The sequence below is a fragment of the Shewanella sp. 10N.286.45.A1 genome (assembly GCF_041470405.1).
GTDB lineage: Bacteria > Pseudomonadota > Gammaproteobacteria > Enterobacterales > Shewanellaceae > Shewanella.
This window is the reverse complement of sequence record NZ_JBFRMK010000141.1, coordinates 1-14918: the sequence shown is the minus strand read 5'-3', so window position 1 is coordinate 14918 and position 14918 is coordinate 1. Positions and strand designations below refer to the sequence as shown.

Genomic DNA, 14918 nt, shown 5'->3' with positions numbered 1-14918 from the left:
TATGACTAGAGTGCGTTACTAGCTTTGCGCTTAGCCAGCTAAGCATCATCGCTCAAGCCTTGTACTAAAATAATTGAATTCGGATAAAAACCAAGCTCGAAAGATCAACTGCCCCTAGTTTTAACATTCTAAGCCAAGCCCGTTTCAGCTTTCACTTTTTGATAGTTTTACTATCAATTCAGCCAATTTAGTTAATCTAAACATTAATCCTTAGGCTTTTACTTCACCATTTCTTCAACGGCTTATATACTACGGGTCTTATTTACATTCATGGAATCTTCCTTTGAAGTGGTTTAAACGTCTTGTTATTGCTTTCTTTAGCCTTGGGCTGCTTGGCATTGGTGCCATTGTGGCAGCATACTTTTATGTGCTTCCGGAGCTTCCGGATGTCACGACGCTTAAGACGGTAAAACTACAAACGCCACTGAGAATTTACAGTAGCGACGGTAAACTTATTTCCCAGTTTGGTGAAAAACGTCGAATTCCTGTCCAATATGATGATGTTCCCGAACAACTCATCAACGCAGTACTCGATACCGAAGACGCTCGTTTTTTCGAGCACAAAGGTATCGATCCTATCGGTATTATTCGTGCTGCATTTATTCTGGTCACTACAGGTAAGAAGAGTCAGGGTGCAAGTACAATTACCCAGCAAGTAGCCCGAGGTTTCTTCTTAACCCGAGACAAAACCTATATCCGAAAGACAAAAGAGATCTTTCTAGCCTTAAAGATTGAAAAAGCTCTTAATAAAGAGGAGATCTTAACCCTTTACCTTAACCGCTCATTCCTTGGCAACCGCGCTTACGGTGTTGGTGCTGCGGCTCAAGTTTATTACGGTAAAGAGTTAAACGAACTGACTCTTCCTGAAATGGCGATGATTGCTGGTTTGCCTCAATCACCTTCAGCAGCAAACCCTATCAGAAACTCAACCCGCGCCCTAAATCGTCGCAACTGGGTACTAAGTCGCATGCTTGAAAAACGTAACATTACTCAAGCGCAGTATGAAGAGGCCATTCAAGCGCCTATTACAGCCAAATACCATGGCGCAGTAATCGATCTATATGCCCCTTATATCTCAGAGATGGCACGCGACTACTTAGTTGAAAAGTACGGTGAAGAGGAAGCCTATACTGGCGGTTATGATATCTACACGACGGTAGATTCAAAACTACAGTTAGATGCACAAAAAGCCCTTCGCCATAACGTTTATGCCTATGACGAACGCCATGGCTACCGTGGACGCACTAAGATACTTTGGACCGATGTACAGCCAGACAATGAAGAGATCAAAGCGAAATTAAAGCAAACGGGGTCATTCCAAGGCATGCACCCAGCAGCAGTGCTTAGCGTTGATGAGCAAACAGCCAAGGTGATGACAGCTAAAGGTGATGTCTATGAACTCCCTTGGGATGGTATCAAATGGGCGCGTAAATTCATTACCAATAAGCGTCAAGGTAAAGCACCTAAACTTGCTACAGAGGTATTAACTGCTGGTCAGCAAGTTTGGATCCGTAATAATGGCGATATCTGGCAACTTAGCCAGGTCCCTTTGGTTGCCAGTGCGATTGTATCGGTAGATCCTCAAGATGGTGCTATTAGAAACCTTGTCGGTGGCTTTAGCTTTTACACTAGCCAATATAACCGCGTCACTCAGGCTAAGCGTCAGCTAGGTTCGAATATCAAGCCATTTATCTATACCGCGGCATTAGAGAAAGGTTATACCCTTTCAACACTGATCAACAACGCACCGATTAATAAACCTGATACACGACAAGGAACGGCTTGGCGCCCTAAAAACTCGCCGGATGTTTATGGTGGCCCAACAAGGCTTCGTGTTGGTTTAGCGCAATCAATTAACGTTATGTCAGTTCGTGCCGTGCGTTATAGCGGATTAGATGCAACCATTGCCCAACTGGTTAAGTTTGGCTTCGATCCGGCTGACCTTCCTCGTAACGAATCTATTGCGCTGGGCTCACCATCAGTCACTCCATTGCAAGTCGTTACAGCCTTTTCAACCTTCGCTAATGGCGGCTACTTAGTCGAACCTTACTTTATCGAAAGAGTAGAGTCGGCCAATGGCGATCTAATTGAAGCTGCCAACCCAACACTTGCTTGTACACCTATTGCCCCTGAGCAGCCATTAGTCGATGACCCTTTCGCCGCTATGGCCAACGAACTACCTGGTGACGCAACAGCAGCAACTGAGGATATGCCATCAACCACTGAGCAATGTGGTAATGAGGACTCACGTTTTGCGCCACAAATTATTTCAGAGCAAACCGCATTCCTAATTACCGAATCACTTAAAAGTGTAATTTGGGGTGGTGGAGATTGGAGTAAAGGTACCGGCTGGAATGGTACTGCTTGGCGTGCGGCTAGAGTGGTTAAACGTCGAGATATTGCTGGCAAAACAGGTACCACAAACGAATCTCGCGATACTTGGTTTAGTGGCTTTAACCCTAAACTCGCCACTACCGTTTGGGTTGGTTTCGATGATCATAGCCAAGAACTAGGTCGCACCAGCTGGAATGCTAACGGCGCTAAAGATCAAATATCACTTGCTGAAGCGGGGGCAAAAACTGCTGGACCTGCTTGGAACGAGTTTATGAAAGATGCATTGGAAGGCACACCTGTAGAGCCGACTAAAGCACCTGAAGGGATAGTTTCTGCGCGTATCGATTTAGCCACAGGTAAGTTGAGCCGTAAAACAGATTATACCACCCGATTTGAGTACTTTATTGCGGGTACTGAGCCGACTGAATATGCGACAGAGCAAGAGGAAGACAACAGCGATATCTTTATCGATAAGTCTGAGGAAGAAGATCTGTTTCAGTAATTATCGCAATCGATAGTAATAAAAAAGGCGGCTATTTCTTTAAGAAATAGCCGCCTTTTTGTGTTCAATTACGTCGCGAATCTAATTGCTATTTTTAGCTTGTTTAGTTACTAATGCTGATTTGACCTGCACTAATGATGTACCACCTAATGCTTCACGTTTAGCCAAGCAAGATTCAATCGTAAGGCACTCATACACATCTGCTTCAATAATTGCGCTAAAACTCTGTAGCTCTTCTAAAGGCAAGTCTTCCAGTGGCGTTTGTTTCGCAATAGCGACAACAACAGCCTCACCCACTACATGATGAGCTTCCCTAAACGGCATGCCTTTAGCCACTAAATAGTCAGCCAATTCAGTTGAGTTAGCATAGCCTTGCTGCGCAGCGCTTAATGTTCTTTCACGATTGACCTGCAAACCACTTAACACTAACGCTGCCATCTCTAGACAAATCGCCCAGCTGTCCATCACATCAAACAGCCCCTCTTTATCCTCTTGCATATCTTTATTGTAAGCCAGTGGTAGAGCTTTCATCGTGGTAAGAATACCAATTAGGCTGCCATAAACCCGACCGGTCTTGCCCCTAATTAACTCAAGTGCATCAGGATTTTTCTTTTGCGGCATCAATGATGAACCAGAGGTCACTTCATCATCTAATTCAATAAAGCCCGCTTCACCACTATTAAAGAAGATAAGATCTTCAGCCATACGGCTCAAATGCATCATGCTAATAGAAGCGTCACTACAGATCTCAACCACATGATCTCTATCTGATACGGTATCGAGGCTGTTCAGCGTTGGGCTTGCGAAACCGAGCGACTGTGCAAGTTTAACCCTGTCCATTGGATAAGCGGTACCCGCTAGCGCACCAGTTCCTAACGGGCAAGTATCTGCACGTTTCAAGGCATCCTCTAAACGGCTGATATCACGTTCAAACATCTCTACATAAGCAAGACACCAGTGGCCAAATAGAACCGGCTGTGCTCTTTGCAAATGTGTGTAACCAGGCATAACAGCATCGATTTCACGCTCTGCAAGCTCAATAAGTGCAGCTCTTAACTTAGTCAATAACCCGAGTAGTTCCTGACCTTCTTTTTTGCACCAAAGCTTAAGATCGGTCGCTACCTGATCATTACGCGAACGACCAGTGTGTAACTTTTTACCTAAATCACCCACTTTAGCGATAAGAGATTGCTCAACAAAACTATGAATGTCCTCCGCACCAGAAGCGATAATCATCTCTGGATTTTCGGATGTTTCAGCTAGCAGCTCGTTTAACGCAGCATGTAACTGGGTGCACTCATCAGTAGTCAAAACGCCAACTTGAGTAATAGCGCTTGCCCACGCAATTGAACCGACAATATCTTGCTCAATGAGTCGGTAATCTACAGGCAATGAGTCGTTAAAAAGTTTGAACAGTGCGCTGCTCTCTTGGCTAAATCTGCCGCCCCATAATGCCATGCTGGCTTCCTCTTAAATGCTGGGCGGACTGCTCGTCCGCCGTATAAATACTAAAATTAATGAGCTACTTTATTAACGTTACTTGTTGTGACCGTGTAATGCTCTGATACGACTAGAAAGCGAATACAAACGGATAAAGCCTTCAGCATCTTTCTGGTTATAAACATCATCTTCACCAAAAGTGGCAAACTCTTCAGAATATAAGCTGTTTGGTGAACGTTTTTTCACAGCGCTCGCTTGGCCTTTATAAAGCTTAATGACGACTTCGCCATTAACCAGATCCGCTAGTGGCTTTGAAGCGCCCAATAGTGATTCACAAAGCGGTGTAAACCAACGTCCATCATAAACAAGGTGCGCCATTTGAGCGCCAACTTGCTCCCGCCACTCACGGCTAGTTTTATCAAGCACTAACTCTTCAATTGCCCGCAGCGCAGCAAACATCACAGTACCACCAGGCGTTTCGTAGCAACCGCGAGATTTCATACCTACCAGTCTGTTTTCAGTGATATCAATTCTGCCGACACCATGCGCACCAGCTATCTCATTTAGTAGCATCAACGCCTTGTATGGCGATAGAGCTTCACCATTTACTTTGGTGATTTTGCCTTGCTCTAGCTCTAGTGCCACGTACTCAGGTGCATTCGGGGCATCTTCAGGTGCAACGGTCATGGTCCACACGCCTTGAGTTGGCTCGTTCCATGGATCTTCCAGCTCACCACCTTCATGGGAGATATGCCAAGCGTTAGCATCACGGCTATAGATCTTCGTCGCTGAAGCGGTTGTCTCGATGTTACGTTCTGCAAGGTAATCAAGCAGATCTTCACGACTGACCATTTCCCACTCACGCCAAGGAGCAATAACCTTAAGATCGGGTGCTAATGCCGCAAAGCAACCCTCGAAACGCACTTGGTCATTACCTTTACCAGTACAACCATGACACACGGCATCGGCGCCAACTTTACGAGCCACTTCAACTTGAGCTTTAGCGATAATCGGTCTCGCCATTGAGGTACCTAGCAGGTATGTGCCCTCATAAATTGCACCAGTTGCAATCGTTGGGTAGATATAATCAGCCACCAGCTCTTCTTTTAAATCGACGATGTAACACTCTGATGCGCCAGATGCGATAGCCTTTTCATGTAAACCAACAAGTTCTTCTTCACCCTGACCCACATCAGCACAAAAAGCGACGATTTCGCAATTATCATAGGTTTCTTTTAGCCAAGGGATAATGGCTGATGTATCAAGGCCGCCGGAGTAAGCAAGCACTACCTTTTTCACATCTTTTTTCTTTATTTCTACTGACATTTTTAATTCCTACTACATTATTTCTGGTTCAGTTCGTTTGCACGAACCAACGCAAATTATTGACTAAATAGAGTGACAAGCACGGCGTTTTGCGCATGCATGCGATTCTCAGCTTGATGCAGAATCAGCGAGCCTTCACCATCTACAATCTCAGCGGTTGCTTCAACTTCTCTATAGGCTGGCAAGCAATGCATAAAGTGCTTAGCACCTGCACTTGCCATCAGCTCAGCATTAACTTGATAAGGCTTGAACTTGGCTTCAATCTCTTCCATTGATGCGCTGTCGCCCATCGAAATCCAGGTATCTGTATAGATAGCATCGTGGCCGGCTATCGCTTCGATATCTGAGCTAAGCACTAGTGTACCGCCATGTTTTGCAGCTAACGCTTGGGCTTCACACACAACCTTGCCGTCAGGGAAATGACCTGGAGGGCACAATACGGTCAGGTGTGCACCTAAAATTGCCGCGCCGAACATCAAAGAATGAGTTACGTTATTGCCGTCACCCACGTAGGCAAGCTTTACCTTACTCACGTCATCATACTGCTCAGACAGAGTTAAGAAATCTGCTAAGCCCTGACAAGGATGATAAAGATCAGACAATGCATTTATCACAGGTACAGAGCCATGCTCAGCTAACTGCTCAATAGTTGAGTGCAAGAAAGTCCGCGCCACAATGGCGTCAGCCCAACAAGAGATATTAGCGGCAAAATCAGAAACAGGCTCACGCTTGCCTAATGCACCATTTTGCTGATCAAGATACAAACAGTGACCACCTAACTTATTGATACCAATATCAAAGCTGACACGAGTTCTTAATGAAGGCTTTTCAAATAGCATTACTACACTTTTACCATCGAGCGCTTTTCTGTAATCCGCCGGATTTGCTTTGATGTTTTTTGCTAGCGCTAGCAAGTCTAAAAGCTGCTGTTGCGATAGATCTTTAATTGATAATAGATGGTTCATGAAACCGCTCCCTAAGGTTGAATCTGAGTACCAACGGCTTCACCGTTGCTTAATGCAATAAGTTGTTCTGCATGACGCCAAGATGCGATTTGAACGGCTTCCCCCATCGACTCCGCAACTTCAAGAGCTGCTTCGACTTTAACTTTCATGCCTTTTTCAATCACACCAATCTTAGTTAGTTCGTTAATTTCGGCACGATTCAAGCTGCTGATCAGTTGTCCTTTACCATCAAGTACACCTGAAACATCAGACAACAACACAAGATTACCGCCAACAAGCTTTGCAAGTGCAGTAGCGGCTTGATCCGCATTAACATTTAGCATTTCGCCTTGGCTACTGATAGCGATAGAGCTGACAATTGGCATCCAACCTTTAGTTAATACAAACTCTAGGTAACTGGCATCATTTGGCTCAACCTCTCCCACAAATCCAAGCTGAGGGTCTTTAATGTTTGCTGTCACCATATCGGCATCAGCAAGACTCATACCGAGACTGGTGATACCAGCTTTGATTGCAGCAGCTTGTAAGGTTTTATTCGATGTACCAGCGAGTGCGCCGACAATGACAGGTACCTGTTCTGCAGGTGTCACCCTTAACCCATCTAGCTTCTGCGTGACCATGTTATTTGCGTTTAGCTGCTCATCCACCAAGCAGCCTCCACCATGCACCATAATCAATGGCTGACCATTGGCGATCATTTTGACCGCGGTTTCCATCAAACGCGCCATGCCCATTTCACACTGTAAAAGTGCTCCACCGACCTTCAATACCATCACTGGTTTGGCGTTAGACTTAGCATTCAGTTCTGTATTTAATGTTGCCATTTTAGGATCCAAAGTCGTTATTTTAACAATTCGTTAAAATGAATCTTTATGCATTGCAAGGCCTGACTCGCTGCACCCTTCATTAAGTTGTCAATTGCGCTTGTGACCACTAGGTAATTTGTTTCTGGGTCAAACTTCCAACCGATAAGACAGTTAGGGGTTTGCACTACATCATCAATTTTAGGAAATTGATTCTGTTTTACAGTTACAAGTGGCGCGTTGTCATAACACTGATAAGCCGCTTCAATATCTTTAGCTGTAGTGCCTTTAGCGAGTTGTACCGTAATGGTGGCAAGTATGCCGCGTTTAAAATTGCCCAAATGAGGAGTAAAGATAACTTCTTGTCCGAGCTGGGTAGCAATTTCAGGCTGATGTCTATGTCCAAGCACGCCGTATGGCGTTAAGCTCACTTCACAAAAACTAGTATGTAATTGCGCTTTTCTACCCGCCCCCGTCACACCGCTGACGGCGTTTATTACCGGCATTACATCAGTCAACATATTAGCCAGTGGCTTAAGTGCTGTTAACGATGCCGTTGGGTAACAACCCGGTACAGCGATCATCTTGCTGGTTGCAATTTTGTCGGCATTCCATTCCGCTAGGCCATAAACTGCATCAGCAAGCACTGCTGGATATTCATGAGTAAAACCATACCACTTAGGATACTTATCTAACGCTTCAAAACGATAAGCACCACTTAGGTCAAACACAGCTAGGCCTTGTTGATAAAACCAAGCAGCTAGATGCAAGCTCACTACGTGGTCTGTCGCTAATACGACCGCATCAGCTTGCTCAACAATGGCTGCTTTGGCATCACTGGTAAGCGGGCTTAAACAAAGATTAATATGACTGTATGTAGGGTACAGTTCAGCAAGTGCTTTACCTTTATCTAAGCTATTTTCAGAAACATAAAGACCCTGAATGGACAAATCCGATTCAGCATTTATGAGAGGAGTGATCTGCGCACCGGTATAACCGCTAGCGCCAATAATGGCTATATTTTTCATAGTCTATGACTTTAAAACCTTTATCTTGAATTTAGATGACAAAACGAAAAAAAAGAATGGGCACAACTTAAGCCCTGGCTGAACACCATTAAAGACAAGTTTATCGTCGCAGGAATTGGGTAGGATTGACCTTAATATTTAATAATTGAACTAGGTTAAACATATATACTCTCATTTAAAGGCCATCAAAATATGGTACTTATCTTAGCTGTTTGATAGACTAACACACAAATTTAATTATGCAATATATTTGAATATATATTTAGGTATTTTTTAATGACTACACTCCCTACATTAAAAAGCAGCTTCACTCAGCTAATCGGTTCACCATCGATCAGCGCTTTAGAGGCGCAGCATGACATGAGCAATAAGGCCGTTATTGCGCTACTGCATAATTGGTTTACAGATTTAGGCATGAGCTGCCAAGCACACTCCGTTGCAAACACGCGTGACAAACATAACTTTGTCGCCTCTTATGGTAGCGGCCAAGGTGGACTGTTATTGGCAGGTCATACAGACACGGTACCATTTGATGAAGGGCGTTGGAGCCAAGATCCTTTTCAACTGGTTGAGAAAAATGACCGTTGGTATGGTTTAGGTACCTGTGACATGAAAGGTTTTTTTGCTTTAGTGCTAGAAGCCTTAAAAGAGTTGCCAATGGACAAGTTCAAGCGACCTTTGCATATCCTTGCCAGCGCTGATGAAGAAACGACCATGAATGGTGCAAAAGCATTTGCCGCCGCAAAATCGATCAGCCCTGATTACGCCATTATTGGTGAGCCCACTAGCCTAAAACCCGTATATATGCATAAAGGCCATTTTACTCAAGGTATACGAGTAACCGGTCGCAGTGGTCATTCGTCAGATCCAGCCAAAGGGCTTAATGCCATTGAGGTGATGCACTTAGTTACCGGTCAGTTGCTTAGGCTTAAGCAGCACTTAGCCGAAAACTACCGTGAAGACGCTTTTAGTGTGCCATACCCTACAATGAACTTTGGCCATATCCACGGTGGGGATGCAGCAAATAGGATATGTGGCTGCTGCGATCTGCATATCGACCTTAGGCCAATTCCAGGTCTCGGACTTGAAGATTTAGAACTGATGGTGGCTAATTACCTCGAACCTGTTTCTAGCCAGTACCCAGGCTGTATTAGTGTCGCGCCTTTGTACCCAGGCTCAGAACCCTTTGCTGATGACAAAAATAGTAGCTGGAGCCAATTGGTTGCACAGCTTTCAGAAAGTGAGCCAGAAGTGGTTAACTATGCCACAGAAGCCCCTTATATCAGACAGCTCGGTTGCCAAACACTGGTGCTAGGACCTGGAAGCATTGAGCAGGCTCATCAACCGGATGAGTTTCTTGACCTGCACTACCTAGACAAAACAAAGAAGCTATTAAAAGAGCTGATTTATCATGCTTGTATAAAATAATTTGTCTTGTCAGATTAGATATTCAGTGCAAAGTCATTATAAGCGCCATAATTAGTGTGCTTAAAAGTGAGATAGAGCACATTCAGGCACGGTAACCCGAACTAGATCATTGCCTAGTATGCTATCGCTAGGTATTGTGATCGATTAGCTTACTGATATGGAGCACGTATGGTTGATATGTATGCGTCGTTAAGGTCAAACGTTGGCACCTTAGGACAGATTTTAGGTGATACAATTCGAACCGATCTCGATGACACTTTTTTAGATAAAATCGAGCAGATCCGCCACCTCTCAAAAAGTTCACGTCAAGGCAACGATGCTGCCCGCGAAGAGATGCTGACCCTGCTATCAGCATTAAGCGATGACGAACTAGTGCCATTTGCCAAAGCTTTTAACCAATTCCTAAACTTGGCTAATATTGCTGAGCAGTTCCACACAATCAGCCGTAATTGCGATGAACTTGTCTGTGTACCCGATCCCGTAGAACAACTTCTTGGAAGAATGCTCGGTGGTAATATTGATCAAGAAAAGATGCTTGAGTGTTTAAAGAGTCTTGATATCGATTTGGTGCTGACAGCCCATCCCACAGAGATCTCAAGACGAACCTTGATTCAGAAATATTCTGCCGTCGTCGACTCGTTAACCGCATTGGAAAATCCTCAGTTAACAGAGCAAGAGAAAAAGCAGCATCACCTGCGTTTACGTCAACTTATCGCACAGATATGGCATACCAATGAGATCCGTAATGAGCGTCCGACTCCAGTAGATGAAGCTCGTTGGGGATTAAGCACCATTGAAGTGTCATTGTGGCAGGCGATTCCAGATTTCTTGCGTCAGTTAAATCAACAAGTTGAAGAACGTACCAATACTCAACTACCCATCGATATCGCTCCAGTAAGATTCTCTAGCTGGATGGGCGGTGATCGTGACGGTAACCCTTTTGTGACTTCAGTCGTCACTCAAGAGGTGCTCGACCGTAATCGCCACACCGCAGCTAGGCTCTACCTGAAAGACGTAGTTCTGCTCGTTAACGATCTTTCTATGGAAAGCGCAAACGATGAGTTACTTGCCTATACCAACAACAGCAATGAGCCTTATCGTGACGTACTCAGAGACCTTCGCGGCAAACTAAGAAATACTATCGATTATCTCAATGCCAGACTTGAAGGTCATAAGCCTGAGGTCGATTTAGCAGACATCATTTGGGATGAAAAAGATCTCAAAGAGCCGCTAATGATGCTTTATAGAAGCTTAAGTGATTGTGGCATGAGCCTTATTGCCAATGGGCTACTACTTGATATGCTGCGCCGAATAGCCTGCTTTGGTATCCATATGCTAAGGCTCGATATTCGCCAAGATGCACAGCGTCATGCTGATGTTATTGCTGAGCTGACACGATACTTAGGCATGGGCGACTATGCACATTGGGGTGAAGCAGAGAAGCAATCTTTCTTACTTAGAGAACTCACCAGCAAGCGACCGCTGATCCCGTCTACATGGCAGGGCAGTGATGACGTTGCAGAAGTGCTGAGAACTTGCCGCCTAATTGCGACTCAGCCAGCGCGAGCTATGGGTTCTTACGTTATTTCTATGGCAAGCCAGCCCTCAGATGTTTTAACAGTATTGCTGTTACTCAAAGAAACGGGCTGCCCTCATCCAATGCGAGTCGTACCACTGTTTGAAACATTGGACGATCTTAATAATGCGTCTCAGTGTATGTCGTCGCTCTTTAGTATCGATTGGTATCGTGGTTATACCAAAGGCATACAGGAGGTGATGATCGGTTATTCCGATTCAGCTAAAGATGCAGGCGTGATGGCAGCGGCTTGGGCCCAGTACAGTGCACAAGAAAAACTGGTCGCTGTCAGCCAAGATGCCGATATCAAACTCACTCTCTTCCATGGACGTGGTGGCACAATCGGCCGAGGAGGCGGGCCAGCACATGAAGCGATTCTATCGCAACCACCGGGATCTGTAGATGGACGCATTCGTGTTACAGAACAAGGTGAGATGATCCGCTTTAAGTTTGGTTTGCCTAAGCTCGCGGTTCAAAGTCTCGCGCTATATACCTCAGCGGTGATGGAGGCAACACTGCTACCACCGCCAGAGCCTAAGCCAGAGTGGCGCAGGTGCATGGAACAACTTGCCGATGAGTCAGTACTCGCTTACCGCGCTATCGTAAGAGAAGAAGCTGATTTCGTTTCCTACTTTAGAGCTGCAACGCCAGAAGTAGAGCTCGGTAAACTGCCATTAGGTAGTCGCCCAGCAAAACGCCGTATCGATGGAGGTATTGAAAGTCTGCGTGCGATTCCATGGATCTTTGCTTGGTCACAAAACCGCTTAATGTTACCCGCATGGCTCGGAGCAGGTGAAGCGCTACAAGCTGCATCCTTGAGAGGCGAACTGCCCTTACTGCAAGAGATGGAGCAAGATTGGCCGTTCTTTAAAACCCGTATATCTATGCTTGAGATGGTATACGCAAAGGCGGAGCCTAATTTAGCCAAATACTACGAAACTAGCTTAGTCCCCGAAGAGCTACATCACTTAGGCGTACAACTGCGTGAGCGGCTAGCGATTGGAGTCGATGCAGTGCTTGAGCTCACTCAAGCGGAAAGCTTAATGTCTCACACTCCTTGGAATAGAGAATCTGTCGAGTTGAGAAACCCCTACATTGATCCGCTTAACTTTCTGCAAGCTGAACTATTAGCGCGTACCCGCAGAGAAGAAGAGACCTCAAAGAATGTAGAGCTTGCTTTGATGTTAACCATTGCAGGTGTTGCTGCTGGAATGAGAAACACAGGCTAATGAAGATACTTAAAATTACACTGTGTGCACTATCACTGCTACTAACGGGCTGTGTCAGTCAGTACAGCATTACTGAAAGTGAGCTGGAAGGTTACTTAAGTGATGAGATGCACTTTGAGATCAACCAAGGTAATCAGATCTTTGGTATTGAACTCAAAGTGAATGACATTGATGTTACTTTAGGTGCTAAGCCAAATACCATGTCGGTAATGGCGTCGACCCTAGTAAAAGTGCGTAACCCGATGCTGCCTATCAGTGCCGATTTGACTGCAGAGTTCGAAGCAGAACCTTGGTATGATGCCAGTAATCAAAGTGTCTATCTACGCAACCTTAATCTGGTAAAAGTAGAGTCAAAACCAAAGGATATCGAGAAAGCGATTGGTTCTATTGCACCGCAGCTTATGGGATTTCTAACACAGTTTCTAGAAACTCAACCTGTGTATGTACTCGATACCAAGGAATCCAATCAAGCGTTAATAGCAGAAATGACCAAGCGCATTGAAGTGAAGCCAGGCAAATTGGTTTTAGTATTTGACGAGTAAAGCTGAGCTAAACCGCTAAACATAAGGCAGTAATGATAAATTCATTACTGCCTTTTTATTAAACTTCGTTATTTTGAGAAGCGTTTAATCGATCCATAATCAACTATAACGGCTTCATCGAGTAGTTCTCGACGCAACATATCAAATGCTACCGCAGTACTTAAGCTACGCACTAAATCCCGAGAGCGTCGTGGCAATTTAATCATCTGGCTATAAACTCCGCTCTTAGTTGCTAATGCTATCGCGACAGTGCCAACAGGTTTATCCTCGGTACCGCCAGTAGGGCCAGCAATACCACTTGTCGCTAATGCATAATCACTATCTAAAATAGCTCTAGCGCCTGAGGCCATCTCCTCGACAGTTGCTATAGATACCGCACCATGATCATCTAAAGTTGCCGGTTTTACTCCCAACACTTTAACCTTTGATTCGTTACTGTAAGTTACCAGTCCTTGATCTAAGTAAGCTGAGCTTCCAGCATGTGAAATCAACTGACTTGCAATCATACCGCCCGTACAGGACTCAGCCGCACTCAAGGTCTTCCCAGAATCAATCAACAAAGCATGGATCTCTTCAGCTAGGCTCTTTTTATTATTTGCGACTATCGCTGTACCTAATAGGAAACGGATCTGTGCTTCAATCTTATCCATCTCGCTGATTGCTGCTTTACCACGTGCAAATAACTTAATTTCGATATGTGGCATAGAGCTTCGGTAGCCAATGGTGATCCCCTCAGGCAATACAATGGTTTCTAATGCATCTGCGAGAGACGACTCACCTTGCCCTAAGGTCAGATATTTACGCAGTGCAACATCACCCGCTATTTCAAACCGTTCATTAATAAAAGGAATAAACTGCTCTTTTACCATTTGTTTAAACTCAAAAGGAACACCTGGAGTAAAAAACAACCAAGCTCGATTAAGCTTTACAGCAAACCCACAGGCTGTGCCTACAGGGTTATCTATCATGATGGCTGACTCAGGTATTAATGCTTGTTTAAGATTACTCTCAGCCATCACTCTACCGTTACGAGTAAACCAATCATCTAAGCGATCACGCCAGATTTTACTCTCCACCAAAGGCTCACCTTTAGCTAATGCCATCGCTTCCGAGGATAGATCATCACTAGTAGGGCCTAAACCACCGTTAACAACAATGACATCAGCCTCGGTGCTACGCTCTTTAAAAACAGCGACAAGATCTTCAAGCCTATCACCAACGGTAATTCTTCGTTGGCACTCTACTCCATGCTCCATTAGCGCATTAGCAAACCACGCAGCATTTGTATCCACTATCTGACCCGCTAATACTTCTTCACCTGTACAAATCATTTCTAGCTTCATTGGACAATCCCTAGCGATTAATTGCAGTTAAATTAGGAGAGCTGAGCGCTAATAGCAATAACCAATTACCATTATGTTCTCAATTCATGTGAAGTAGTGTTTACGCATAATCGATATGCATAAATTAAAAGCGCCAAAAGTAGCCAAAAGTAGCCAAAAGTAGCCAAAATAACCTCATATCTAACAGGTAAAGAGAGATAAAAGCCAAAAAATGGCCTCGTCACACATGGGCATATCGGCCACACCGCTATCAGCGTCATGCTAAGGGCTATAGCTAAATGATTAACTAACTCAAATCGCAGACGTAAAAAAGCCCGTTGCGTTAGCAACGGGCTTTCTCGTATTAGGCGCCTGGAAATGGCCAGCTTCGAGCGAGCTCTCCGCGCTACATAAACGCACTCA

General features: G+C 44.8%; 10 protein-coding genes. 4 read left to right on the top strand and 6 right to left on the bottom strand.

Going from position 1 to position 14918, the window contains the following annotated elements; translation table 11 throughout:
• Nucleotides 1-283: 283 nt before the first annotated feature.
• A complete protein-coding gene (locus tag AB4238_RS11645; protein WP_372033599.1) occupies nt 284-2836 on the top strand; it encodes a penicillin-binding protein 1A in 2553 nt (850 codons plus the stop codon).
• 81 nt (nt 2837-2917) lie between these two features.
• Here AB4238_RS11645 and argH read toward each other — a convergent pair whose 3' ends face one another.
• The 5 genes from argH to argC form a co-directional block, all read right to left on the bottom strand.
• On the bottom strand, nt 2918-4294 hold the full coding sequence (gene argH / locus AB4238_RS11640) for an argininosuccinate lyase (protein ID WP_372033598.1): 1377 nt from the start codon (nt 4292-4294) through the stop codon (nt 2918-2920).
• Between the two features lie 78 nt (nt 4295-4372).
• Entirely contained in the window at nt 4373-5602 is a 1230-nt protein-coding gene (locus AB4238_RS11635; RefSeq protein WP_372033597.1) for an argininosuccinate synthase, read from the bottom strand.
• Nucleotides 5603-5658: 56 nt separating this feature from the next.
• Nucleotides 5659-6567: an ornithine carbamoyltransferase gene (locus tag AB4238_RS11630; protein WP_372033596.1), complete on the bottom strand. Its 909-nt coding sequence runs from the start codon at nt 6565-6567 to the stop codon at nt 5659-5661.
• A gap of 11 nt (nt 6568-6578) precedes the next feature.
• Complete coding sequence (gene argB / locus AB4238_RS11625; protein ID WP_372033595.1) at nt 6579-7391, bottom strand: acetylglutamate kinase; 813 nt, start codon at nt 7389-7391, stop codon at nt 6579-6581.
• A gap of 17 nt (nt 7392-7408) precedes the next feature.
• Complete coding sequence (gene argC, locus AB4238_RS11620) at nt 7409-8398, bottom strand: N-acetyl-gamma-glutamyl-phosphate reductase (protein ID WP_372033594.1); 990 nt, start codon at nt 8396-8398, stop codon at nt 7409-7411.
• 276 nt (nt 8399-8674) lie between these two features.
• On the opposite strand from argC, the gene argE reads away from it, so the two are divergent.
• From argE to AB4238_RS11605, 3 genes are all read left to right on the top strand, one after another.
• The gene (argE, locus tag AB4238_RS11615; protein ID WP_372033593.1) at nt 8675-9826 is read left to right on the top strand and encodes an acetylornithine deacetylase; all 1152 of its coding nucleotides are present in this window, start codon (nt 8675-8677) and stop codon (nt 9824-9826) included.
• A gap of 168 nt (nt 9827-9994) precedes the next feature.
• The gene (ppc, locus tag AB4238_RS11610) at nt 9995-12631 is read left to right on the top strand and encodes a phosphoenolpyruvate carboxylase (protein ID WP_372033592.1); all 2637 of its coding nucleotides are present in this window, start codon (nt 9995-9997) and stop codon (nt 12629-12631) included.
• Entirely contained in the window at nt 12631-13173 is a 543-nt protein-coding gene (locus AB4238_RS11605; protein WP_220738653.1) for a DUF1439 domain-containing protein, read from the top strand. Before ppc ends, AB4238_RS11605 begins: the two co-directional genes overlap by 1 nt.
• A 68-nt stretch (nt 13174-13241) precedes the next feature.
• Here the strand turns inward: AB4238_RS11605 and AB4238_RS11600 are convergent, their stop codons facing one another.
• Entirely contained in the window at nt 13242-14516 is a 1275-nt protein-coding gene (locus tag AB4238_RS11600) for a CinA family nicotinamide mononucleotide deamidase-related protein (protein ID WP_372033591.1), read from the bottom strand.
• Nucleotides 14517-14918: the final 402 nt, after the last annotated feature.

What these genes read in the sequence shown, in the direction of transcription:
- argH (WP_372033598.1), bottom strand. Translation starts at nt 4,294, where the DNA reads ATGGCATTATGGGGCGGCAGATTTAGCCAAGAGAGCAGCGCACTGTTC.
- AB4238_RS11635 (WP_372033597.1), bottom strand. Translation starts at nt 5,602, where the DNA reads ATGTCAGTAGAAATAAAGAAAAAAGATGTGAAAAAGGTAGTGCTTGCT.
- AB4238_RS11630 (WP_372033596.1), bottom strand. Translation starts at nt 6,567, where the DNA reads ATGAACCATCTATTATCAATTAAAGATCTATCGCAACAGCAGCTTTTA.
- argB (WP_372033595.1), bottom strand. Translation starts at nt 7,391, where the DNA reads ATGGCAACATTAAATACAGAACTGAATGCTAAGTCTAACGCCAAACCA.
- argC (WP_372033594.1), bottom strand. Translation starts at nt 8,398, where the DNA reads ATGAAAAATATAGCCATTATTGGCGCTAGCGGTTATACCGGTGCGCAG.
- argE (WP_372033593.1), top strand. Translation starts at nt 8,675, where the DNA reads ATGACTACACTCCCTACATTAAAAAGCAGCTTCACTCAGCTAATCGGT.
- ppc (WP_372033592.1), top strand. Translation starts at nt 9,995, where the DNA reads ATGGTTGATATGTATGCGTCGTTAAGGTCAAACGTTGGCACCTTAGGA.
- AB4238_RS11605 (WP_220738653.1), top strand. Translation starts at nt 12,631, where the DNA reads ATGAAGATACTTAAAATTACACTGTGTGCACTATCACTGCTACTAACG.
- AB4238_RS11600 (WP_372033591.1), bottom strand. Translation starts at nt 14,516, where the DNA reads ATGAAGCTAGAAATGATTTGTACAGGTGAAGAAGTATTAGCGGGTCAG.